Annotated in this window: 11 protein-coding genes; 1 reads left to right on the forward strand and 10 read right to left on the reverse strand. The window is 40.4% G+C overall.

Going from position 1 to position 23,851, the window contains the following annotated elements:
* Nucleotides 1–309 precede the first annotated feature (309 nt).
* From M3O96_RS04100 to M3O96_RS04140, 9 genes are all read right to left on the reverse strand, one after another.
* A complete protein-coding gene (locus tag M3O96_RS04100; protein WP_249719020.1) occupies nucleotides 310–1,692 on the reverse strand; it encodes a sialate O-acetylesterase in 1,383 nt (460 codons plus the stop codon).
* A 78-nt stretch (nucleotides 1,693–1,770) separates the two neighbouring features.
* On the reverse strand, nucleotides 1,771–5,685 hold the full coding sequence (locus M3O96_RS04105) for a glycosyl hydrolase (RefSeq protein WP_249719023.1): 3,915 nt from the start codon (nucleotides 5,683–5,685) through the stop codon (nucleotides 1,771–1,773).
* 224 nt (nucleotides 5,686–5,909) lie between these two features.
* A complete protein-coding gene (locus M3O96_RS04110) occupies nucleotides 5,910–7,460 on the reverse strand; it encodes a sulfatase family protein (RefSeq protein WP_249719024.1) in 1,551 nt (516 codons plus the stop codon).
* Between the two features lie 22 nt (nucleotides 7,461–7,482).
* Entirely contained in the window at nucleotides 7,483–8,895 is a 1,413-nt protein-coding gene (locus tag M3O96_RS04115) for a sulfatase-like hydrolase/transferase (RefSeq protein ID WP_249719026.1), read from the reverse strand.
* Nucleotides 8,896–8,902: 7 nt separating this feature from the next.
* A complete protein-coding gene (locus M3O96_RS04120) occupies nucleotides 8,903–10,039 on the reverse strand; it encodes a glycoside hydrolase family 43 protein (RefSeq protein ID WP_249719029.1) in 1,137 nt (378 codons plus the stop codon).
* A gap of 11 nt (nucleotides 10,040–10,050) precedes the next feature.
* On the reverse strand, nucleotides 10,051–11,694 hold the full coding sequence (locus M3O96_RS04125) for a right-handed parallel beta-helix repeat-containing protein (protein ID WP_249719031.1): 1,644 nt from the start codon (nucleotides 11,692–11,694) through the stop codon (nucleotides 10,051–10,053).
* Nucleotides 11,695–11,793: 99 nt separating this feature from the next.
* Nucleotides 11,794–13,335, reverse strand: coding sequence for a RagB/SusD family nutrient uptake outer membrane protein (locus M3O96_RS04130; protein ID WP_249719032.1), 1,542 nt, complete (start codon nucleotides 13,333–13,335; stop codon nucleotides 11,794–11,796).
* 5 nt (nucleotides 13,336–13,340) lie between these two features.
* Nucleotides 13,341–16,475 carry a SusC/RagA family TonB-linked outer membrane protein gene (locus M3O96_RS04135; RefSeq protein ID WP_249719033.1) on the reverse strand — a complete coding sequence of 1,045 codons (3,135 nt, stop codon included), beginning with the start codon at nucleotides 16,473–16,475 and terminating at the stop codon, nucleotides 13,341–13,343.
* A gap of 156 nt (nucleotides 16,476–16,631) precedes the next feature.
* Nucleotides 16,632–20,660, reverse strand: coding sequence for a hybrid sensor histidine kinase/response regulator transcription factor (locus M3O96_RS04140; protein ID WP_249719034.1), 4,029 nt, complete (start codon nucleotides 20,658–20,660; stop codon nucleotides 16,632–16,634).
* Nucleotides 20,661–20,981: 321 nt separating this feature from the next.
* On the opposite strand from M3O96_RS04140, the gene M3O96_RS04145 reads away from it, so the two are divergent.
* A complete protein-coding gene (locus tag M3O96_RS04145; protein WP_249719035.1) occupies nucleotides 20,982–22,460 on the forward strand; it encodes a sulfatase in 1,479 nt (492 codons plus the stop codon).
* Between the two features lie 121 nt (nucleotides 22,461–22,581).
* Here M3O96_RS04145 and M3O96_RS04150 read toward each other — a convergent pair whose 3' ends face one another.
* Complete coding sequence (locus M3O96_RS04150; RefSeq protein ID WP_249719036.1) at nucleotides 22,582–23,850, reverse strand: type IX secretion system plug protein; 1,269 nt, start codon at nucleotides 23,848–23,850, stop codon at nucleotides 22,582–22,584.
* Nucleotide 23,851: the final 1 nt, after the last annotated feature.

Here is a 23,851-nt window from a genome sequence, read left to right on the forward strand (position 1 = left end):
ATTGCAAGATTGAAAGATTGAGTCCCCTCCGAAATAATAATTTTACTTAAAATAGTTCCTTTTTGATCAAATTAGAGGGGTAGTTTTCTGATAAAAGAGTTCTCGGAGCAGACTCAAGATTTGTAAGTAGAAAGATAAAAGATAGGAGTTATTTGAAGGTTGAAAAAAAGAAAGATAAGTTGATACATTACTCCAACTTATCTTTCTTCCATAATTATATTAAAAAACCGGGGGATCGATACGCAACTTTCAGCTTTAAAGTTTTTTTAGAATTAGAATCTGATCAGCAAAATCCACTTTTTTCCAGAATTATTTCTCTTCATATTTTTTATGATTGAAAGGCGCAACAGGGTACCCATCTATTGAAAATAAATTCGGTTTCCCATATCCCATCCAAAAGTATCTCACCGACACCGGATTGGTCACTTCATCGGCTTTGGCTTCAATTGTACTACCTTCCAGCTTTGCTTTCGCAGGATAAAACACCCCATCAATTCCGGCAATTTCAAAATATTTGGGATCCTCATTCCCTGAGGTCATCAATCCACTTTCGGCAAAATGGAAGGTTATCAGCACTTTATCGTCTTTGATGATGACCTGATCAACCCTAGGACTGCTGAACCTAAATTCTTTTTTATAAGTCTTTGCCAAGGCTAAATATGCCAATCTCTGACCAACCTCTGTTTTTCTTTTGGGATGAATGTCATTTTCCTCTCCAAGATCAATGGTGGTGATCAAGCCAACCTGTGGCATGCTATCGGCAATACTTTCTTGGATCAACCTGAATTCCTGCCATTCTCTTTTAAATGAGGGCAACTGAACCATGTAAAAAGGCATATCCTCTTGCTCAAAATCCCGGCTCCAACCTTCAACCAAGGTCTTGATGAGTAATGGATAGGAGGTCATTCTAGCAACATTATTTTCGCCTTGGTACCAAATCACTCCTTTGATATTGTATGGTATGAGAGGATGAATCATACCATTGTACCAACTTGAAGGGTATTTGGCTGGTTCGGGAGTGTACAGCGTCCTGACGTTTTCCGGTAATGCATTATAGCTCTCTTTTTGAATCCATTCTTCAGCGCCTGAGGCTCCTCTTGACGCCGAAATGACCCCTATGGGAACATTCAGATTTTGATGCAAAGTCAGCGCATAATAATAAGAAACAGCAGAAACTGTCCTGATATTTCCCTGATCCGCTCCCGAAATCCATTTCCCTCCATTGAGTCGGTCGAGAGGAAATTTGGAATCCTGAACAGGAACTGTGAAAAATCTGATTTCGGGCAATTTATCCAGATCCTTTATTGATACATCGATTTCGTTCAATCTCATTTGCATATTGGATTGCCCTGATCCAAGCCAAACCTCCCCAATAAGCACATCTTCAATATTATTGTCATTGACTTGGATTTTGTAAGGTCCTCCTGCATTTGGAGTTTCCAATTCAAAGACAAATTTTCCTTTATCATCACTTTGGCCAGAAAGCTCGCCTACAAACCAACTAGCTTTTAAGACCAATGCCTGATTTGGTTTTGAAAAGCCAAAAATCGAAACTTTGCTATTTTGCTGAAGTACCATACCATCCGAAAAAATAGCATTGAATTCAACAGTTTGGGCAAATAGAGAACCCCCGTTTGAAAGGATAAATATGAGGACTAAATTTAAAATTATATTGATACTGCCGTTGTTCATAGATTCCTCTGGCTTTTATTCCCAATTTATTAAGGAAGCAAAGGGCTGATTATAAAACCAGCCCTTTATCCCATTTGCTTATTCCACAATCAGTCTCTTTGCAAACCATTGATTGCCATGCTGAACCATGACTACATAAATCCCTTTGTTCAAGGTATTATTCAGATGTATCAATTGGGTCTCTGTGTTGTTCACTGCTTCTGCAAAGATGGTTCTTCCGGTCATATCCGTAAGTCTTACCAAAATAGAGGCATCTGACAATTTGACTCCAGGTACCTGAATTGTTACCGATGCACCACTTTTGACAGGGTTTGGAAACACATTAAATTCCTTGTTTTCCAGTATTTTTTCAGTGGTCAAATCCATATTCCACTCGGTGCTGATTTTCCGCATCACCTCTCTTTCCGGTTCTTGGCTGGTAATTACTATCTTATCCATGATAGGTGCATCACCCTCGATTGGGGTAAGTTGAATCACATTATCACCAGCCTCTAACTGGAGTTCAACAGTTTGTTTACCCGGAACTCCTCCCGCAAAACAGAAAGCGCCCGTAGGTTGGAAGTTCACTGTTCTGGCAACACCATTGGTGATGATTCTTAATTTTCGCACAACATTTGAGAAATAATGGAATTCCACATTGTAAGCACCTGATTGGACGACATTAACTTCATTGAACTTAATCGCATTGCCGGTATTGAATCCCATATTTACGATAAATCCATTAGAAGCTGTGCCGCAAGCCGGACTTGGAAAGGTGCCAATCAATTGTGCTTTTTCTGCTTCCAAAGAAATGAATGAAGGAGCAATCTTGACGGATTTCACAAGTTTGATCTTATCGATAAAAGGTGCATCTCCGCTGAATGGGTTAACCTGAATAATATTTATACCCTCATTCAATTGAACATTGATCTCCCAAATCCCGGGTACTCCTCCTCCAAAACACCAAGCCCCCGAAGAAGTCGCCACCTGTTGTCCTAGATTTTCACCATTGACTGTGAGCCTGAAATTTCTTTGGACAGCGCTCATATAGCTAATTTGAAGCCTATACGCTCCGGCGGTTTCTGCGACAATTTGATCAAACTTAACCCCATTGGTATTGAGGTTTCCCATATTGACCTGCTTTCCATTCGAGGACGATCCACAGTTTACAATTTGTGCTGTACCCAAAATGGTGGCTAGTTCCGCTTCCAACTCAAGGTTTTCCACCAAGTTGACTACATCAGGATCTACATCGGCCGGATTTTTCCCTTTAGTAGCTAAAGCAATTCTATCTATGGCCACAGTTCCCGAAGCGTAAGCGATTTTGACTTTATGTAGTCCTGCTTCCAAAAAGTAGGAGAAGTTTCTTGCTTCAGAAGCATAGCTATAATGGAATTTTTTCCAATACCAGATGAATAAATCATTTTGAAGATCTGACCACTTTCTAAATGGATTATCATCCACCGAGATCCAAAGTGCGCTTTCTCCTTCCATGGTCAACGATTGGATTTTTGCCCATATCTCATATTCATCTGTTGTTTCTACTTCAAATTCGAATTCTACCATTCCCGGCCCTTGCGGAGCTTCCTCCAAAGATGAGTTTTGATCAGCAGTCATGATAAACAAGCCATTGATGGCTTTGGCATCGACTTCCGCTGTCCAGTCTGATCCAAATTGTGCTGTTTCGGCTTCATAGAAATCTAGGACATCAGATTGCTCCAAACCCCAAAAATTATCAGTTGGAAGGCAATAACCCGGTTCTTGGACAACTCCTTCTAAACTGAAGCTTCCATTGATCAATGCAACTTGATCCAATCTGATTGCGGTATTAGGGAATTCAAGGGTGAGCCTGTGCTTGCCTTCTCCCAAGTCATATATTCTTGGCACCTGAAACCAAATAAACTCATTTGAATTGAAAGGTACAATTTGCTCCATTGGCCCGTTGTCCATTTTGAATCTTAGGGCTCCGTTTATTCCTGGTGTAGAAAATGCCTTGATCCAAACCCTGTAGCTATCTGCACCATCAATTTCAAAATCAAAATGAACCTGCCCTGCGATAGGGCTAGCGCCATCATTCTCGAGATTACCTCTAAGAAATTTCCCGTTGGATGCAGTCGCATCATCCAAAATATCCCATTTGGATCCCAAATAATTACCGCACTCCACTTCAAAAATCATTGAATTAACTTCCTTAGGAACAAAGGGCAGATCCAGACCTTCCAAACTATTATTTGGAGCATAATTGGATTCTTTGATGGAAGGTGTGGATTGATGGCTTAGATAAAGTTCACCTATATTGGTAAGGTTGCTGTTCTCATCATAATAGAATGCGGTTGTGACATTTGGATTTGAAGAATTATTTGGATTTGGTTGAAAATAGGCATATCGCTCCACGTAGTCCAAGTTTTCCAGATAAGGCAACGCCAGTTCCAAAAAAGCCTGTTGAATCTCATTTCCCCTGTTTGGATTGGCGTTGAATTCGGTGATCCAGATTGGCATCTTGTAGATGTTATGGACATTTTCTAGGTAGTTTTTGAATCTGTTAAAAATATCCTGAGGATTTGCATTTGGACTATTAGCCGGATTTGAGCCCCAATCATACCAGTGAACAGCAACAAAATCGAATCTTACGTCACGCTCTTTGGCTATATTATAAAAATCTCTCAACCAGCCTGTTGGTCCGTTTTCTCTTGGAGCAGGGCTTCCAAGCCGTAATCCAGATCCCATCAGACTTTCATAGTAGGCAACTGCTACGGAAGGTTGACATAAATTATTGAATTGACCGGATTCACCGCTGCAATTGTCCGATTCATTGAATCCAAGGAAGTGAGTTATATTTTCCTTTAAAATGACACTTTGCACGCTTGCAGGTGAAGCACCACCGGCACCCCAAGCCATTGGGACATATTCATAATTCGGTCTTGATGTTGATCCAAGCCCCCAGTTATAATACCAACCGGCATCAAGTTGATCAAAAAAACCTCCTGTACCTTTTTTTGTCACCCAGTTCCATGGAATAACCCTAATAAACCTGACATTTCCTTGCAATGCCTCTGGCAACGCTTCCACATACATGTCTTCCTCTGAGGCGATATAGACTTTACCTTTACTTGTTCCATTTTCATTGACGGCAAAAGTAGCCATATATCCTCTTTTGAGTACAAATGAATGGGTGGCTTTATCCATCCCATTGGGGATTTGTGCCCCTTTATATATAATAAGTTCGTTAAGTTCTCCTTTATTGCCGCCAAAGTCTATATCAGAGAAGACAGATAAAGCAGTGTAATTGGCATCAATAGGTCTGATCAAAGCGCCTTTTTGGTAATATTGGTTTATTCTATAGCCTGACCCTTTAGTTGTTTCAAGTCCATTGATTTTAATATGATTGTCCAATGAATTTCCAATTAAATCAGGTGTGATACCATTCCAATAAATCCAAGATGCCGCATCCAAAAAGTCAAACTTTAAAGCTAAGGGGATTTTTGAAGCGGATATTTTCAAAGTACTTTCATTATCTAAGGAAATCACCCCCTGAGAAATAACAAAATCAGATTCAAGTTTTGCACCTGAAAGTGTCAATCCAAAATCTGCACATCCAAAAACAATCTCTCCATTTGCGAAAATTTCCGAACCCTCGATATATAAGTTAAAAGAAATAGGTTGTCCAGGAGTTAAACTCCCTGGTCTCGGAATTTTATCCTCATCAGGATTGTGATCATTTAGGCAAATGGTATTAGGTTTTTTATTTGCCCCCGGAAGGCACTCCGGTTTTGCTGATTGGCCGGGAATTCCAGTTTGCCCGGGAGGGTTAGGAGTTGATGGTTTTTGTGTGGTTTCTCTCCAATTCAATTCATTGAAGAAATCATTATCCACATCTCCCACCCAATACAAGTATCGTGAAGAATTATTGCAGGGATTTCCATTCTCTTGAAATCCCCAAACCGGGGATGAATAAACTATTCCTGAAATAATAAGGAAGAGCGCAAACAGGTTGGTTCTGTAAAACTGTTTCATGGTTAAATTGGCTTTATTGTTAAAATTACGCGTTGAATCTGCAACTAAAGTACTCCTAACCAATCCATTCCTTCAGGTCAAATCATTCATTCCAAAGGAGTAAAAAGTCTTATTCACGTTATTTCGATCAATTGTTTACCGTGCAGGTGTTTTCAGTATATTCATAAAAAAAAAATCCGGAGATAATTTCCCCGGATTTAGTAAAATCAACATAACCCAAAAATCTACTTTAATTCCAATTGTTCTATTTTACTATACCCCACGCCTCTCAATTCTTCAAACCTTTGCTTCAGTTTCTCAAGCATTGCCGGTTCTGACGTCGCTAGGTTATTTTTTTGCCCGGGATCCACCTTGATATTATACAGTTGATAATTACTGTCATTGCCTAATTCAATATTGACAGCTGTATTTATGGCAGGTCCGTTATAAGGAGGAATCATGATGTAATCCCCGCTTCGAAGGGCTGTTCTTGTGGTAGCCTCTAAAATAACTTCTTCTCTTCCCAAATCCGATTCACCCATCAAAAGGGTCAACATGTCCTTACTATCTTCTGTGGTAATATCACTTCCGACTAGCTTGGAAAGAGATGACAACAGATCCAATTGAGAGACCAAAGCATCTGAAACCCCAGGTCTGATTTTTCCTTTCCAATAAGTGACCAAAGGCATTCTAGTCCCAGCCTCAAAAAGACTGTATTTCCCACCTCTAAATGGCCCCCAAGGCGTATGATTTCCAAGTTTTTCGACAGCATCATCATAATATCCATCATTCAAAACGGGACCGTTGTCACTGGAAAAAATCACAAGGGTGTTTTCCAAAAGACCTTCTTCCTCCAAAGTCTTCATCAATTCTCCAATTGCCCAGTCTGCTTCCAAAATCACATCTCCCCTAGGTCCCATACCTGAAGATCCTACAAATCTTGGGTGCGGCGTTCTTGGCACGTGTGGTTGCTGCATGGCAAAATAGAGGAAAAATGGATTTTCATCATTTTTCTTTCCCCTGATATAATCCTGAGCTTTGATCAGAAAATGGTCAGCCATATCCTCATCCACCCATTTGGCTTTTTCTCCACCTTTCATAAATCCAATCCTTGGGATACCATTCACAATGCTGCTATTATGTCCATGGTGCCATTTCATTTTCAATAATTCAGGATTATCGATACCCGTTGGTTCACCTTCATAGTTTTTGTCATAATCCACCAAAATGGGGTCATCTGCTTCCAATCCAACCACATGGCCGTCTTGAATATAAACAGTAGGAACCCTATCCTGGGTCGCTGCCATGATATAAGAATAATCAAAACCAACCTCATTTGGTCCCGGAGAAACTCTTTGGTTCCAATCGACATTTCCATCTCCGAGACCCAAGTGCCATTTACCAACAATGCTTGTATGGTAACCCTTGGTCTTCAACATTTTTGGAATTGTCATCTGATCTACAGCTATCAAAAGTGGCGCTGTTCCAGCTAAGATTTTGGCATTCTCGTTTCTCCAAGGATAGATTCCCGTGAGCAAAGCATACCTGCTTGGCGTACAGGTGGCAGAAGTGGCATAGGCATTTGTGAATTTCATCCCTTCATTTGCCAGCCTGTCCATATGAGGAGTCTGTATTTCGGTGGCACCATAAGCACTCAGATCTCCATATCCCAAATCATCCATGTATATGATGACGATGTTTGGAAGACTATTCTCCTCGGTTTGGGTGGCCTTTTCATTACAGCCTACCGAGAGTGGTAAAAGAATTACTGCTAGAAGTTTTTTAATACTTTTCATTGGATTCAGGGTCTTAGTTGAATTAATTGTTACCAACTATTTTTGGTTGGGTAATCGAATATGGTTGATCGTAGAGATCAAGCTGCTTTGGCTTCCATTCTGCTCCTTCCAAAAATAAGGGATGTGGCAGAGACATGTCCCAATCCCCTAGTTTTTTCAAAAGAGATCTGGTCACCTCTATGTTTTCCAAAGCAACATTATGCTGTTCGGATAGGTCTTGGGACAGGTCAAACAGAAGTGGGAGTCTGTCCGGAAGCCGGATCAGTTTCCATTTGTCTTCCAATATTCCTGCACTGATCGTAAACCTCCATTTTAAGTTTTCATGTGGGGAAAGATTATTTTCACTTTTGAGGAAAGGAAGTAAATCCACGCCATCAAGTTGATCTGTTGAAGTAGGTTTTATTCCGGCAATTGCCAAAAATGTCGGCATAAGATCTAAAGATGAAATGGCTTTTGAGTAGGTTATTCCTGCAGGAAGTTCACCTTTCCATTTGATGATAAAAGGCACCCTAATTCCCCCTTCAAGCAAAATTCCTTTTTGACCGTTGTAAGGCGCATTGAGAGATGCGTTTTGATCCGAAGGCCCACCATTGTCACTCAAAAATACAACCATGGTATTTTCTTCCAGATGCTCTGATTTTAGGGCTTGGATGATTTTGCCAATATTCAAATCCAACCTATGGACCATAGCGAGGTATGTCCTTCTCTTTTCATCTTCGATATGTGAAAACAAGGCTAAATCATCTTCCAAAGCATGCATCGGTGCATGAGGAGCATTGAACGATGCATATAAGAAAAAAGGACCGTTTTTGTGTTTTTTGATAAAATCCACACACTCATCCCCTTTGTCATCGGTGATGTAAGTGATGGGCTGAGGGGTTTTATAATTGCTGATAATAGGTCTGAGATAACCTTGCCCATTTTCCTCACTTTTGAAATAATGATGCCCCCCGCCTAGGTAACCCCAAAATTCATCAAAGCCTCTTCTTACAGGATGAAACTGTTCCTTTTCCCCGAGATGCCATTTTCCTATCAACCCCGTCACGTATCCTACTTCTTTCAGCCTGTCAGCCATTGTCATTTGCCCAACGGGTAATCCACCATATTCAGGGTCAAAACCTGTTTGGTTGGCAGCAAGATTATTGTCGTATCCAAATGAAACCTGATTTTTTCCGGTTAATAATCCCGCTCTCGAAGGGCTGCAAACCGGGGCTGAAACATAAGCTTGGGTAAAATTTACACCCTCCCTCGCCAAAGCATCAATATTTGGGGTATTTATCTGCAACGAACCGGTCAAACTTAAATCAGCATATCCCAAATCATCTGCTAAAATCAGAATGATATTAGGCTTTTTGGGATTTTCCTGACCAAATGTGTGGAAAGAAAAAACCAAAATTGCTATGACTGATAGAAGAGTGTCTTTACTATTTCGCATGTCTACTCTATTTGTTATCAAAGAAAGATAAATCCCATTGGTCATACCACCTGAGGACAGGTGTGCTGTTATCAAATTCCACAGGAAGCCAGATGTACCTTCCATCTATGGGATTGTCAGGATTCCACCTGTCCGCCATAAATATAAATGCATCCTTTTTCCCAATTACCGGCAAAACATAGGTGCTTTGAGACCAAAATGTGGTATTCATTTCTTCCTCTGTGCCGACACACATATTGCCCAAGGAAGTCCAAGGCCCCATCGGATGGTCTGCTACCGCGGATTTGCCGGGATTGGGTTTCCATCCGGTAAGACCTGATGAAAACATATAATATTTGCCGTCTTTTTTGAAAATGGCAGGTGCTTCGTTTTGTTCTCCATGGAGAACCCTGGTATAATTGCCGCTAAAATCAAGATAGTCTTCCGTGAGTTCTGCGACGTGTAGGGTCTGGTTGTTTTCTGACGAATGGAAATGATAAGCTTTTCCGTCATCATCCACATAAAGAGTCATGTCCCTTGCCATCTGCCCTTTCTCAAAATCCCTTCTCAAAAAGACACCATCAACCACCGCGTCTTTCCACTCTTGGGAAGGCCTTTTGTATTTTTCCAAATCCACAGGCTTGGATTTTAGGCTATCGGGATAATTTGATGGCCATAGCCCTGCATGGGGATTTACACTTTTGATATAGGTATAAGGCCCGGTGACATGGTCGCTGGTGGCGAGTCCTGTCATAGCTGCGTCATATCCACGGTCTTTTATTTCATGGTGAAACCACATGACATATTTTTTTGTATTCTTATTATAAATCACTTTTGGCCGCTCAATGATGCAACCTTTGACCAAAAGAGAATTAGGGTCATCATGAACTTCAAGTGCGATACCTTCATTTTTCCAGTTGTAGAGGTCCTTGGAAGAATAGACACTCACGCCAACCTGCGCCTTATTCCCTTCTTTCCCTTCTATCTTATGTTCACCAAACCAGTAATAAGTATCTCCCTGGATCAAAAAACCACCTCCGTGGGCATTGATATGCATTCCTTTATCGTCAAGCCAAAGTTCGCCCGGGGAAAAGTGATTAGATTTTACCTGACTCAAAAAAATCAGAAAAACCATTGCCAAAATATTTTGTATGCTTAAGTACATAATCGTTTTTTTTATCTGTCCATTATCATAATTGCTCCTAATCCCACTCCATCACCAATCTGATTCCCAAGAAAATCTTCAACCATTTGAAGGCCATTGGTCAATCCAAAAAAATCCCCCTCCAAAAGCGGAATTTCGATTCCTTTCCTTACTAAATCTTTGTTTAAAGGGATGTAATCTTCGGCATTTAATCCTCCCGGGTTTTTGAAATCTGCCGAGCCCATGATCGGTGTAGCATCCCGGGCCATTGCATCTTTTGGCCAGTTTTTATCATTTAAGAAAAGGTTATTTTCAAAGAAAATCCTTTCTAATGAATCATTGGAAGATTCATCCGGTCTATATTGATCTCCTGAAACCATCTCAACAGGACCTTCCAAATGAAAAATATTGTTGGCAATCAGGATTCCTTTGGACCTGTTATCAATGGCGATTTTTGATGTTTGACCTGATTTGACATAAATGGTATTGTTGTAGAAATAGGAATTAACAGGACCTTTCCTTTCCTTTTTTTCTCCTTGATAACCACTTAGCCAAAAAATCTTACCCTCCTGAAATGCACCGTTTTCTCCCTTTATTCTATGACCATCATTGACGCTGATATTAAACCGATAGGCACAGTTGTAATTGTTTCCCAGAATTTCGCAGAAACCTCCGGCATTATTTGCACTGAAATTGTATTGTAGGACGATATTGTCACAATTAAAATCAATATGGGCTCCTGCCGAATCTCCCGGGCCATTGGCATTCAAAAATCGGTTCTTTTCGATCAGAACATTTGAAGAAGTCCAAGTCCATAGTCCCGATCCCCTGCCCCACTTCCGTGAATCATCATCACTACCGGAATAATTGACTTCATTTTCGGCCACATAGACATATTTGACACCTGACATCTGGATTCCCGGGCCTCCGGTTTGGAAAATCTGATTGTTGGTAATGCGGATCTGCCTGATATTTTGTTGGTTTGCCCCTGTCAGCTTGATACCTGTATGGCTGACATTAGAAATTTTAGAATTGGAAATAAGGACATTTTCAATCGAGGAAGCCGGATCTGATGCAATCAGCCGGATGCCCCATCCATATTTCTGTGTTCCATTGGCTGATTTGACTTCAGCTGCATCTCTTGTGAATCCTTTCGCCTCGTAAAAAATATCATGGACATCCATGTTTTCAAAATGAATATTTTCAATTTTCCCTATATTTTTTGTATCGATCAAAATCCCTACTCTCATATTCCCTTCGCTCTGATTCCCGGAAGGACCATTGGCAGTGATTTCAAGGTTTCTGACCCTGATAAAACTGGAATTTTGAACGTGAATACCATTTAAATTACCAGTTGCATCTATTTTAGCTTTCTCATGTTGGGCTTTCCCTGCAGCGTTGTAAGTATCAATTAGGATAGGCCTGTCGAATGAACCATGACAATTTTCTAAAACCAATGTGCCATAAAACACTTCCCCTGCCGCAAGCAAGATTCGGTCTCCAGGTTGGAGATTCAGGTCCCCCACTTTGGATAAAGTCTTTAGAGGTTTATCAATAGCGTTTCCTAAATGGTTGTCATTTCCACTTTTTGGATGGAAATAATAATCTTTGGCCTGAAGTTCAAGAATTGAAATCAGGATAAAAACCAAGAACATACTGAAGGAAAATTTTGTCATAAGGAAAAGGAAATTAATTTTTAGTACATAAAGGAACAGCGCAGTATCAGACCCCAAGAGGGTCTGACACGGACTGTTATGGAAAATGGGCTTTTCAGATCAATTCCAAACTGGATTTTGGATCAGGTTTTTGTTTGCATCCAATTCTGACTGAGGAATTGGGAATACTTCAGACATTCTACCTTTGTACACAGGGTTGTATGGAGGAACGGGGTCAGCGGTAGCTCTGTCATAGGCAGCCTTCACTTCTCCCCATCTTTTCACATCAAAGAATCTTAAACCTTCAAAAGCAAATTCCACCCTTCTTTCATGCCTTACTATTTGTATCAACTGCGTTTGATTCAAACCGGCACCTTCTACATTTTCAATCTTTGGCATGGAAACACGTGCCCTAACCTGATTGACTAGGTCATATACCTCGCTAAATTGTCCTGTCTCGGCCAATGCCTCGGCTCTCATCAACAAAACATCTGCATACCTGATCACATAGAAATCTTGTCCTCCCGGTGAACCTACCCCAATTCCTTCCGGTGATAGGTTGTTTCGGGTATATTTTTTTCTTGCAAATCTGGTTGCTGTATTGCCTTGAAAAGCTCTGTTTAAGTGAATTAAAAAGATATCACCTTGAAAATAAACGGTGGAGCCAAGTCTTGGATCTCTGTTAACTTTAATATTATTTGGATTATAAAGAGGAGATTCATTGATTGGCAAGCCATCTGTACAATAGTAATCATTGACCAAATTCCTCATCGGCTGTTCATTGACTCTTGGAATTCCTTCAAAAGTAGCGGAGAATGTCTCGCCGTTATTGGATTGATTTTGGATAAATCTAACCGAAAACACAATTTCATTGGATAGCTCCCCGGCTTGGGAAAATAACTGACCGTAATTATTGTAGAGCCCATAACCCAATGACATCACCTCAGAGGTCAGGGTAATTACTTCTGCAAAATTCTTATTGTACAAATGGAATCTTGCAAGCAGAGAGAGAGCCGCTCCTTTGGTAGCATAGCCAAATTGATCAGCTGGGTACCTTTCGGGTAAAGAAGCAATGGCTGTTTGCAGATCTGCAATGATAGCAGTCTGCACCTCTGCATAGGTATTTTTAGGTACATATGCCTGTTCTAAAGTCTGCACTTCCAATATCAATGGTACATCCTCAAAGTAAACTGCAAGGTTGAAATAAAACATGGCCCGTAGGAAATGCGCCTGTCCCAGTAAAACTTTCCTTGCATCTTCAGTGATATTAGTACCGGATATCTGTTCAATGTTTTCTATAGCGGTATTTGCTCTGCCTATACCTCTGTAATTAGCCGCCCAAAAAGCATTGAAATAAGCGTTGGATGGGTCTAATCTTCCTTCAACGAAGTTTCCCGGCCCTTCAAATTTGTAGTTATTGTAAGCATTGTCTGCAAAGCAGTCATGCTGGGGGATTCCTGCCAGTGCATTAAGGTTGCCGCTGTAGAGTACCCTATCCTGCAATGCCGCATAAATGCCATTGACCCCTAGTTGCGCATCTGACTCACTCTGCCAGAAATTTCCTGAAGCCAATTCAGTCAGAGAGCCACGGTCCAGATAGTCCTCAGTACAAGCTGAGAATGCAAGGAGTACGATTAAAGTTATATATCTAAAATTTTTCATGACAATTAAAATTTAAGGTTGATACCGGCAGTGTAAACTTTATAAAGAGGAGTGGTTCTATCTGTGTTGATTCCACTAGGTCTTTCAGGGTCAAAGTTTTTCACTTTGGTGAAGGTGAGCATGTTCTGACCACCCACGAATATTCTTGCTCTTTGGATCAAAACCCTTTGGGATATTGCAGCAGGCAGAGTGTAACCCAATTCCAGGTTTTTCAACCTCAAAAACGACATATCTTCAATGTAAAAAGAAGAAATAACCTGATTATTTACCCCTCCTAATTTTGGCAGTTCTGTCGAAGGGTTATCCGGTGTCCATCTGTCAAGCCAATAGGACAATGCATTGTTTCTGTCATCCAACATAGGTAGCTGACCGTTGCCGATCATCAGGCGATCTACTCGTCCGATTCCTTGGGCCAGGATCGATAGGTCAAAGTTTTTGAAACTCAATGCAGCATTGAAATTGTAAATCCATTTTGGAAAGGGATTTCCAATGATCACTCTGTCATCGGCATTTATCAATCCATCATCATTGATATCAGCATATCGGATATCTCCTGGTAAAGTAAGGTTACTTCCAAACTGGGTGGGTGCGCCATCCACTTCCTCTTGGGATTGAAAAATTCCAATCGCTTGGTATCCAAAAAAGGAATTGAAAGGCGCTCCAATTCGGATGATGTTGGTATTGGTAATGGTTTCTTCTCCTCCGGGACCCAGGTCGGTTACTTTATTATCCGCCATTCTGGTGACATTGGCACCTAGATCCAATTTAAATCCTCCAAAATTCTGCCGGTAATTCACATTCAATTCCAATCCGCTGTTTTCCATTCCAGCTGCATTTTGTGCAGCCAAATTGGTCACGCCAATAGAACTTGGAATGGGGAAATTGGTGTAAAGAATGTCCGAACTGATTCTTTTGAAATAATCGGCTGTGAAGTTTACTTTGTTTTGCAACAAAGCGATATCCATTCCAATGTTATATTGCTCTATTGTCTCCCATGTGATGAAAGGATTAGCCAATGAAGTCAAAGCTACAGCTCCAACCACAGTACTTTGGCCTAAATGATAATCTAAACCTGTATTGTAAGTCTGCTCATAAATATAGTTTCCGATCCTGTCATTGCCACTTAGGCCCCAGCTAGCCCTAACTTTCAAATCAGTTATCAAGTCGGAATTGGCTAAGAATTCTTCTCTCCCAAGATTCCAACCGGCAGATAATGATGGGAAAGTACCATACCTGTTATTTGGACCAAATTTGGAAGAACCATCTTTTCTCAAATTGAACTCAAAGAGGTATTTGTCCTGAAAGTTATAATTCAATCTCCCAAAGAAAGACTGCCATGCTTCCTCAGACGCTCCCCCACTCACAGAAGGATTCAAAACACCGCCACCGTTAAACTCTTCAATATTATCTGTCGGGAATCCCTGAAGTGAACCTTGAAAACCATCTACCTTATCATAAATGATGGCATGTCCCAATAATAATCCGAAGTTGTGAGAATCATTGAAAGATTTGGTATACCGAAGGATATTCTCATTCAATAATCTGTAGTTGAAGTTTTGGGTATTGCTTAAGGAGTTAATGATATTTTGATTTACAATCTGACCTTCCCAATCCCTTGTAGTCCTTGTTGGATTGAAATTGGAAATGTTGGCAAAGTTGAGTACCAAACTTCCACTGGTTTCAAATTCTAATCCTTCTATTATTTTTGCACCTAAGCCGATTCTTTGGCTCAAATTGATGTTATCATTCTCATAATTACCACGATTACCGGTTTCCAAAACATGGTTGATCGGAAAAGAAAAGTTGACATTTTGATACGAACCATCGACGAACGCAAGTTCTCCATTGGGATAACGTACGGGAATGGTGGGTGAAGACCGTTGAAATTGATTGATGATACCTGTTTCGCCTGTGATGGCATCAGCACCTCCATTTGGTCCTACAAACCTGGACCAAAAAGCATTGGTTACATTGGTAACTTTTAACCACTTGTTGGGTGTTGAAGTCAAGTTGATACCCAAATTATATCTTTCATTTTGGAATTTTCCCTGAACAACCGCTTCCTGATTGAGATAGCCCAAAGAAACCCTATAAGTAGTGTTTTCTCCTCCGCCTGAAAATGAGAGGTAATGGTTTTGGATCGGGGCATCTCTAAGGGCGACATCCGCCCAATTGGTATTGGCAAATCTTTCGGGAGAAGATCCATTTCGGATTGCATTGATATCTGCTTCAGAATATCTCAATGGCGAATTCACGCCGTTTACATTGATATCGCGTTCATTCCTCAACAGTGCATAATCAACCCCATCTAAATACTGGGGAACCACCGTCACCCTTTGAAAACCAATGAAGTTATTATAATCCACCGAGAAGCTACCTTTAGTTCCTTTCTTGGTAGTCACCACGATGACGCCATTGGCACCCCTTGCACCATAGATAGCAGCAGCGGAGGCATCTTTAAGAACTGATATGCTTTCGATATCAGATGGTGCTAGATTATTGAATTCCCTAAGGCTTTCATACTGTATGTTATCGATGACGACCAAAGGATTTGAGCCACCGAATGTCCCGATACCACGGATGATTACAGAGGATTGGTCTCCACCCGGTAATCCACTTGATTGGGTCAGCTGAACACCTGAAAATCTTCCGTACATCAATTGCGCTGAATTGGTTACAGGTTGATTGACGGCGTCATCGAAACGCACCGTTTCCACCGCTCCTGTAAGGTTAAGCTTCTTTTGCTCTCCATAACCCACCACCACAAACTCATCCAAAAGTGCCTCGCTTTCTTTTAGGTTTATATTGATGGTTGATTGGTTTCCAACTTGAATTTCTTGTGGCTCGTATCCGATAAAGCTGAATACTAATATAGATTCAGAAGATGGCACATCGAGCTTGAATTTGCCATCGATATCAGTGACCGTTCCACGGTTAGTACCTTTGACGGTGATTGCCACTCCAGGCATCCCATCGGCTTCGGTTTGGGAAGTTACAGTTCCCGAAACCTGTCTGCCCTGCTGAAAGGCCTCGGCTTGATAAGCTATACCAATAAATATGGGTAAGATTAAGCATAGACTCTTTCGCCAGCAATGCGAAAGATAACTATCAAGTCGACTCTGGGTAAATGATGAGTACATAGATATTATTTTAGGTTTATTATAGTTGTCATGGATATTTTCCACAACCAAATATCTTTTTTAACCTTCTATTTTGATGGTATCAATCATTCAACATAGGGGTGAAATCAATCATAATCAAAAAAAAGCCTCCCAAGTAGGTTTGGGAGGCTACAATTAAAGCAATTTAATCCCTTCAAATATCTTATTCTTATATTCTGAGGGAAGGCATCCAAATTGTTGTTCAAAAGAATTTTTGAAGTATTTGTAATCATTGAATCCTGATTCGTGTGCGACTTGGCTGAGTTTTGTATCAGATTGGAGAATCAATTCTGCAGCTTTTTTAAGCTTGATCGATCTGATAAACCCTGTAAGCGACAATCCAGTCAGCGATTTGATTTTCCGAAACAGGGTGGACTGACTCATAAATAGCTGGTCTACCATTGTTTCAATTCCAAATCCCTCATTTTGAAGATTGTCATTGACCAATTGGATTGCTTTTTCAATAAACTCTGCATCAAGGCTGGATTCCTGCACATTTTCGGTATTCGGTTGGAACCTGACCTTATTGAAGAAGTACTCACGCAACTTTTTCCTGTTTTCCAAGATGTTGTTGATTCTTGTCTTTACAATCCCGGGGTTAAAAGGTTTGGTAATATAGTCCTCTGCTCCGGTCTGAAGACCATCCATTTCATAATCAAGTGAAGTCCGTGCAGTCAATAGGATAACGGGAATATGGGAAGTGGTCATTTGGTTTTTGACCTCACGACATAATCTTATCCCATCCATATTTGGCATCATTACATCACTGATGATCAAATCAGGCATCTCCTTATTTATCATAGAAAGTGCCTCCATGCCATCTGAAGCCTCCAAAATCTCATAGTCAGCTTCTAGGAGAGTTTTTAGGTAATGTCGGATGTCCTCATTGTCATCTGCAACCAAAATGGTTAAAGGCTTCGCTTCTTTGGGATCCTCTACCGTTCCGATTATTTCATAAGAATGATCCTCCTCCGCTATGCCATCTGCAAATCCAAAATCAAATAGTTGGATTTCTTCGGTTTTGACAGCTGTGCTGATTGGCAAGGCCACGACAAATGAAGTGCCTTCATTTATTTTACTTTCCACAGAAATATTACCGCCGTGCAGGTCGATGATGTTTTTGGTGAATGCCAAACCTACCCCACTTCCAATCATACTTGTCGGTTCTGCTTGCTGAACCTGAAAGAACCGGTTAAATACTTTCTCTTGGTTTTCCTCAGAAAGCCCGATTCCGTTATCAGAAACCGTCAGTAGAACTTTGTTTTCAGTAACCTTGACCGAAAGTTTGACTTCTCCTGCATCTTTGGTGTATTTAAAGGCATTGGACAGCAGGTTAAAGACTACAATTTCCATTTGATTTCTATCAAAATCCATCCGAAACTTAGCAGAATTACTTTCAAAGCTATAATTGACTTTTTTCTTGGAGGCTATATTTTTAAAGCTTTGGAATATCTCTTCAGCAAATGCCACAATATCTCCGTTGCTTAGCTTTAACCTCAAAAGCCCATGCTCTGATTTTCTAAAATCCAGCAATTGATTTATCAGATTGAGCATTCTTTTGGAATTGGTTTCGATGAGCGTCAATTTTTCCTTGACAGTGGTATCGAGATCAAAGGATTCAATCAATTCGGTTACCGGACTCAGGATCAGGGTCAATGGGGTCCTAAATTCATGAGAGATATTTGTAAAAAATGTAATTTTTGCTTCGTTGAGTTCGTGCTCTTTTTCTTTTTCTATTTGAATAATTCTGAGTTCAGCTTCCAATCTCGCCTTTCTTCTAGAGATGGATCTGATCAAAAATATCATACCTATGGCAATCAAAAAATAAATAACATAAGCATACCAAGAAAACCAAGGGGGCGTAGCAATTTGAATTAAAAGTTTTCTCTCAGGGCTCCAATCTTGGTTATTCCTGCTTGCCTTGACCGATAGTTCGTAATCACCGGGTCTCAATCCGGTAAAGTTGATTTCGTTTTTGACTCCGATATTTACCCATTCTTCATTTAGTCCTGACAGCTTATAGGCATAGGTAATATTATCAGGCCCATAAAAATCATTAGCGGCAAAGCTCAGGGAAAGATGGTTTTGGGCATAGTCCAAATTTATTTTGTCCGTGTTTTGGATTGATTGGTGGAGGACAACTTCTCCCTCAACTGTTTCCCCTACCTGAAGTGGCTTGTTATTCACGACCAGTTTTGTCAGGACAATATCCGGAATATTGAATTTGTCAGAGATTTTTTCGGGATCAAATGAGATTATCCCGTTGGATCCTCCAAAATATACCTGCCCATTCTGGTCAGTTAGTGAAGACCCGATATGGAAAGACTTAATCATCACACCGTCTTCCCTATCATAGTTGATGAAATTCTTCTTATCCTTTTGGTACCTAGTTATGGATGTAGTGGTACTCAACCACAAATTCCCATTTTTATCCTCTTCAATGGCGCAGATAAAATCATTGATCAACGCATTGTTTCTGTCGAAAAATTCGTCTAATACAAGCTTCCTGTCCCTGAAAGACAGAATCCCCAATCCTGTGGGTGTTCCGATATATATCTTATTGTTGCTGAGGTGAAGGTCATTGATAATAAGACTTGAAATCTGCTCCTTCAATAAGCTTGGCTGGTTAAAAAATCGGTCATTCACCGGATCATAAAGATTTAACCCTGCATAGGTGGCAAGCCAGATATTCCCGCCACTATCTTCTTTGACATGACTGATCCTGTTGTTGTCTAGAATTCTATGTTGCTCGGATTCTGAATATACTTTGAGCGATCGAAGTTGGGGGTCATCCACAAAATCCGTCATTTTCAGACCCCTTTCCTGTGTCCCGATCCAAAGTCTGTTTTTTGAATCAAGTAAGATTGCTGTTACTTTCTCATTGGGTAGTGCTCTGAATGCCCCATTAAAATCTTTGTCTTTGACGATATAAATCCCTAAGGCAGTTCCAATAAAAAGCGTGTTGTCTTTTTCAAAGAATGTATTGACTTTCGCATTTACGATTTGGGAGATTTTATCAAACTGTTCCAGGTTATCGCTTACATACAACCCTTCAGTCACTGTGCCTTTATAGAGTTTGTTTTCTTTGTCCTTGTAAATGGAAATAATGTTTTGATCAATTTGGTTTTCCCCTCCATCGGCAGTAATCAACCTAAAACCTTTATTGGGATAGAGAATGAGAACGCCCCCATGGGACGTAGCAAGCCATGCAATGCCATTCCGGTCAATGTCAATATCCAAAATAATTGAATAATTGACATTGTCAAAATTGCTGCCTTGAGGGTTGGTATTGATTCTTTCGAATTTGGTGATTTCGGGATCGCTGATATACAATCCATCTCCCCAGCTTCCCAACCATAATCTTTGCTTGCTGTCAATCGCCAAAGATTTGACAAACCTTGCCTCCAAGTCAATCGGATGTTGGGAAACCAACTGTGTCTCAAAATCAAAACTCCCCAATCTCACTTTCTTTCCTGAATTGCCAACCATCCAAAGCTTGTTTCTGACTACATCTTCTATGATGTTGAACATTAAATTTTCTACGGGAAATTTGAGAAGTCTAGATTCAGATGGATCAAACTTGTGAAGTGTATGTCCCGAAATAAACCAAACATTTTCGTGTCTGTCTTTAATGATTTTATAAACGGGTCCGGTCATCGGGTAATGGACTATCATTTTATCCACTTGAGGGTCTATCACATATACACCGTTTCCCCAGGTACCAATCCAGATATTACCATCTCCTCCCTGGGAGATTGAGATGGCTCTTGGTTTTTTATTTGGCAAACTGGAAAAAACATGGTTAAGACTTCTGATGTCATTTGTTTTGGTATTTAAAACAGAAATACCACCCTCCTTAGTGCCTATCCAGATGTTGTTCAGGTTATCTTTAAAAAGGGTTTCAATGTTCTCATTTTCCAATTCCGGATAATCTCTTCCGGGCCGGAATCCGGTAAAATCATAGCCATCAAATTTTGAAAAGCCACCTTCTGTAGCGAAGTACTTGAAATTGTAATCATCACTGACTGTCTTGGTTACAAAATTGCTCAACAGTCCTTTTCGGACATCAATAAAATCAATGGAAAATTCTTCGTTTCTCTTATTTTGGCCAAAGGCCAAAATAGTAAGAGTCAAAAAAAGGGTAAGGGATAACAGCCTTTTCATGAATATTCTGGGTATAATGGGTCAATAATCTAACGGTTTTGAAATTAAAACCGGGATTGGGTGATGCTTAATTTCAAGTTAACAATCAGGCTCGATTACAGCAAGTGTTATTCTGTAAACCCCCCGCAGGTATTTTTAAGATATCAATAACAAGGTATAATGAAATCAAAATGTTTGATGGGTGAAATCAATCAACTGTTAGGGCAATTCGACCAAATAGCAATACAGAAAATACCTTAAATTGATTTGTATCCGAATTCACGCTATTATTGATAGGATAAACTATTTGAGAAAATCCAGTTCAGCCATTCGTCCAGAAATATGACCCAAAATATTCAAAAGCCCAAAATCCAGATAATTGCAATCCTATTTTGTCTGATTATTCTACATGGAACACCTGCATTTGCCCAAGAGCAAAAGAAGCCCAACGTGCTCTTTATATTGGTGGATGACTATGGATGGAAGGATGTTGGCGTATATGGAAGCAGTTTTTATGAAACCCCTAACATCGACCGATTGGCAAAAAATGGCATAAAATTCAACAATGCTTACACTGCTTCTCCTGTTTGTTCCCCAACCCGGGCAAGTATCATGACGGGAAAATATCCATCTAAAATCTATAATACCGACTGGTTTGGAGCACCACAGCCGTGGAATTACAATAACCATTGGACAAAAGACAAACCCCTCATTCCCGCTGATTATTCCCCAAACATGGCATTAAAGGAATTTACACTTGCTGAAGCTTTCAAAGATGCGGGTTACAAAACCTTTTTTGCAGGCAAATGGCATTTGGGAGAAAATGAGGAGTACTGGCCCGAAAAACAGGGATTTGACATCAATATTGGAGGAAATGACAAAGGGGCGCCGAATACCGGCAAAAAATACTTTTCTCCCTATGACAACCCACAGATGAAAAACGGTCCCGAAGGCGAATATCTGCCATATAGGTTAGCTCAAGAAACCGCTACTTTCATTGATGAAAACAAAGAAAACCCTTTTTTCGCATACCTTTCTTTTTACTCCGTCCATACGCCTTTGATGACTACGGAAGAATTAGAATTGAAATACCTGAGGAAAAGGAGCAAAATGAATCTTACCGATGAGTTTGAGCCTGAATACGCAAATATGAACAGGACCACCCAAGCACATGCAGTCTATGCAGGAATGGTGGAAGCCATGGATACCGCCGTAGGAATGGTACTAGAAAGTCTTGAAAAAAATAATTTATTGGAAAATACCATCATTGTTTTTTTCTCAGATAATGGCGGACTTTCCACAGCTGAAGGGAGTCCCACTTCCAATTTACCACTCAGGGCCGGAAAGGGATGGCTTTATGAAGGAGGCATTAGGGTTCCTTTGATTATTTCCTGGAAGGATCATATTCGAAAAGGAACGGAAAGCAATGTCCCTGTTATCAGTATAGATTTTTATCCTACTTTGATTGAATTGGCAGGACTTTCTAAATCTTTCAAAGGAAATGGGGAAATGGATGGAGTCAGTTTGGAGCCAATTCTCCTGGGGACCAACGAAAAGATCCCTAGAGAAGCACTTTTTTGGCACTATCCACATTATGGAAATCAGGGTGGAAATCCCGGTTCTGTAATACAGGAAGACGGATGGAAACTGACCTACTTTTATGAAGATGAAAGGATAGAACTTTATAACTTAAATATTGACTTGGGAGAAAAAAACAACATGGCTTTGGCCGAAACCAAAAAAGCAGCCTATTTGAAAGATAAACTAATGATTTGGCTCAAAGACACAAAAGCTGCTTTTCCAACATCCAACATCAGATAAAAATAGGAAGGATGGAAGGTTTTAAGGTTAAAATGTTAAAAGGTTAATAATGTTCTAAGGTTTTAAGGTTGTAGGGCTATCCCAACTTTTAAACTTTCAAATCCTTCCAACTTTTTAACCACTAAAGTCTCCTCTTATTAGGATTGAGGTTGGTGTAGCTGATCAACTCGTCATACCTCGATCCCATATCTCTGAAATAGACAAATACCTCGTACTCATTTTCTGTTTCGAAGTAATTACCCTCAAACGGCGTCATGTTCCAGCCTTCGGCTGTTTTATACGCATATTGGTAATCATACCAACCTTGCTTTAGCAGTAAAGTAGATTGAAAAGTTTTGGTGGCTTTATTAAAAACCATTCTTGAGGCCGGGTCATTTCCCCATTTTGTCATGGAACCAATGACATAAGGTGCTTCTTTTCCTTCCTCAGCCTGAAGATTAAACGTCACCAACATATACTCACTTTCAAGTTCGTAATTTCTCCGCTCGAGGTTCATGATGCCATATTGCCCATTGAGATCTAGGTACTCGGAATAGGCTCCCTGAGGCCTAGGTTTGTCAATGCCAGCTTCTGCATAAACCACATCCTCCTCCATTTTGATCGCTTTGACATTCAAGCCTTTTGACCTTACAAATCTCAGATCAATAAACCTGAATTCATTTCCGGCCCAAAAAGAATTACTTCCATCAAAAAGCTGGTATTCGATCAACTTGATGTCTTCCCGGATCATGGTTGGGGTTTTCAATTGTTTGGTATTGTCCCAACGCTGGTTTTGCCGGATCATGACTTTCATGTTGTTTTTGGGATCAAATAATTCCCGCGCTTTGTAATTGATATTGACATTGATCTGCTGGACGGCGCGCCTATTTTCAGTTTGACTAGGGGGAACCACCTTTGCAGCAACGGTCAAAATCCGTTGGAAAACCATAAACCTTTTGGTCAATACTACTTGCTTTTGATCCCTGCCACGATAAACCATAATGGCATAATTCCCTGATTTTGTGACTCGGGGTAAAATAAAATTGTATTGGAGGTATGGGATTCTGGTGTCAATGGAATAGCTGAAATCCAAGATGTTGAATTCATTAAAATCCACCAAATACTCAGGCTCCTTCAGATCAGAAGGTGTCCAATCGAAATTGCAGTGGATGATTTTGGCCGAATACATATCCGGATCATAGGCCAAGTCATCAAATATAAGCTTCATTGGAATGCCACCATTCAGCTCAATCACCGGTGAACTCATCTGCGCTTCATATTCAACGGAGGCAGGAAATATCCTCACGGACTGGATATTCTCCTCAAACACCCTGTCTTCAAATACCTTTTGGGCAAAAAGAGAGGATGAAAATGTGAAAAGAAGAATCAGAGCTGTAATCGAACTACGCATG

Source organism: Aquiflexum sp. TKW24L, assembly GCF_023502205.1.
Classification (GTDB): Bacteria; Bacteroidota; Bacteroidia; order Cytophagales; family Cyclobacteriaceae; genus Cognataquiflexum.

Excerpts from the sequence above, each read along its gene's own strand:
- M3O96_RS04100 (WP_249719020.1), bottom strand. The coding sequence starts at position 1,692 with ATGAACAACGGCAGTATCAATATAATTTTAAATTTAGTCCTCATATTT.
- M3O96_RS04105 (WP_249719023.1), bottom strand. The coding sequence starts at position 5,685 with ATGAAACAGTTTTACAGAACCAACCTGTTTGCGCTCTTCCTTATTATT.
- M3O96_RS04110 (WP_249719024.1), bottom strand. The coding sequence starts at position 7,460 with ATGAAAAGTATTAAAAAACTTCTAGCAGTAATTCTTTTACCACTCTCG.
- M3O96_RS04115 (WP_249719026.1), bottom strand. The coding sequence starts at position 8,895 with ATGCGAAATAGTAAAGACACTCTTCTATCAGTCATAGCAATTTTGGTT.
- M3O96_RS04120 (WP_249719029.1), bottom strand. The coding sequence starts at position 10,039 with ATGTACTTAAGCATACAAAATATTTTGGCAATGGTTTTTCTGATTTTT.
- M3O96_RS04125 (WP_249719031.1), bottom strand. The coding sequence starts at position 11,694 with ATGACAAAATTTTCCTTCAGTATGTTCTTGGTTTTTATCCTGATTTCA.
- M3O96_RS04130 (WP_249719032.1), bottom strand. The coding sequence starts at position 13,335 with ATGAAAAATTTTAGATATATAACTTTAATCGTACTCCTTGCATTCTCA.
- M3O96_RS04135 (WP_249719033.1), bottom strand. The coding sequence starts at position 16,475 with ATGTACTCATCATTTACCCAGAGTCGACTTGATAGTTATCTTTCGCAT.
- M3O96_RS04140 (WP_249719034.1), bottom strand. The coding sequence starts at position 20,660 with ATGAAAAGGCTGTTATCCCTTACCCTTTTTTTGACTCTTACTATTTTG.
- M3O96_RS04145 (WP_249719035.1), top strand. The coding sequence starts at position 20,982 with ATGACCCAAAATATTCAAAAGCCCAAAATCCAGATAATTGCAATCCTA.
- M3O96_RS04150 (WP_249719036.1), bottom strand. The coding sequence starts at position 23,850 with ATGCGTAGTTCGATTACAGCTCTGATTCTTCTTTTCACATTTTCATCC.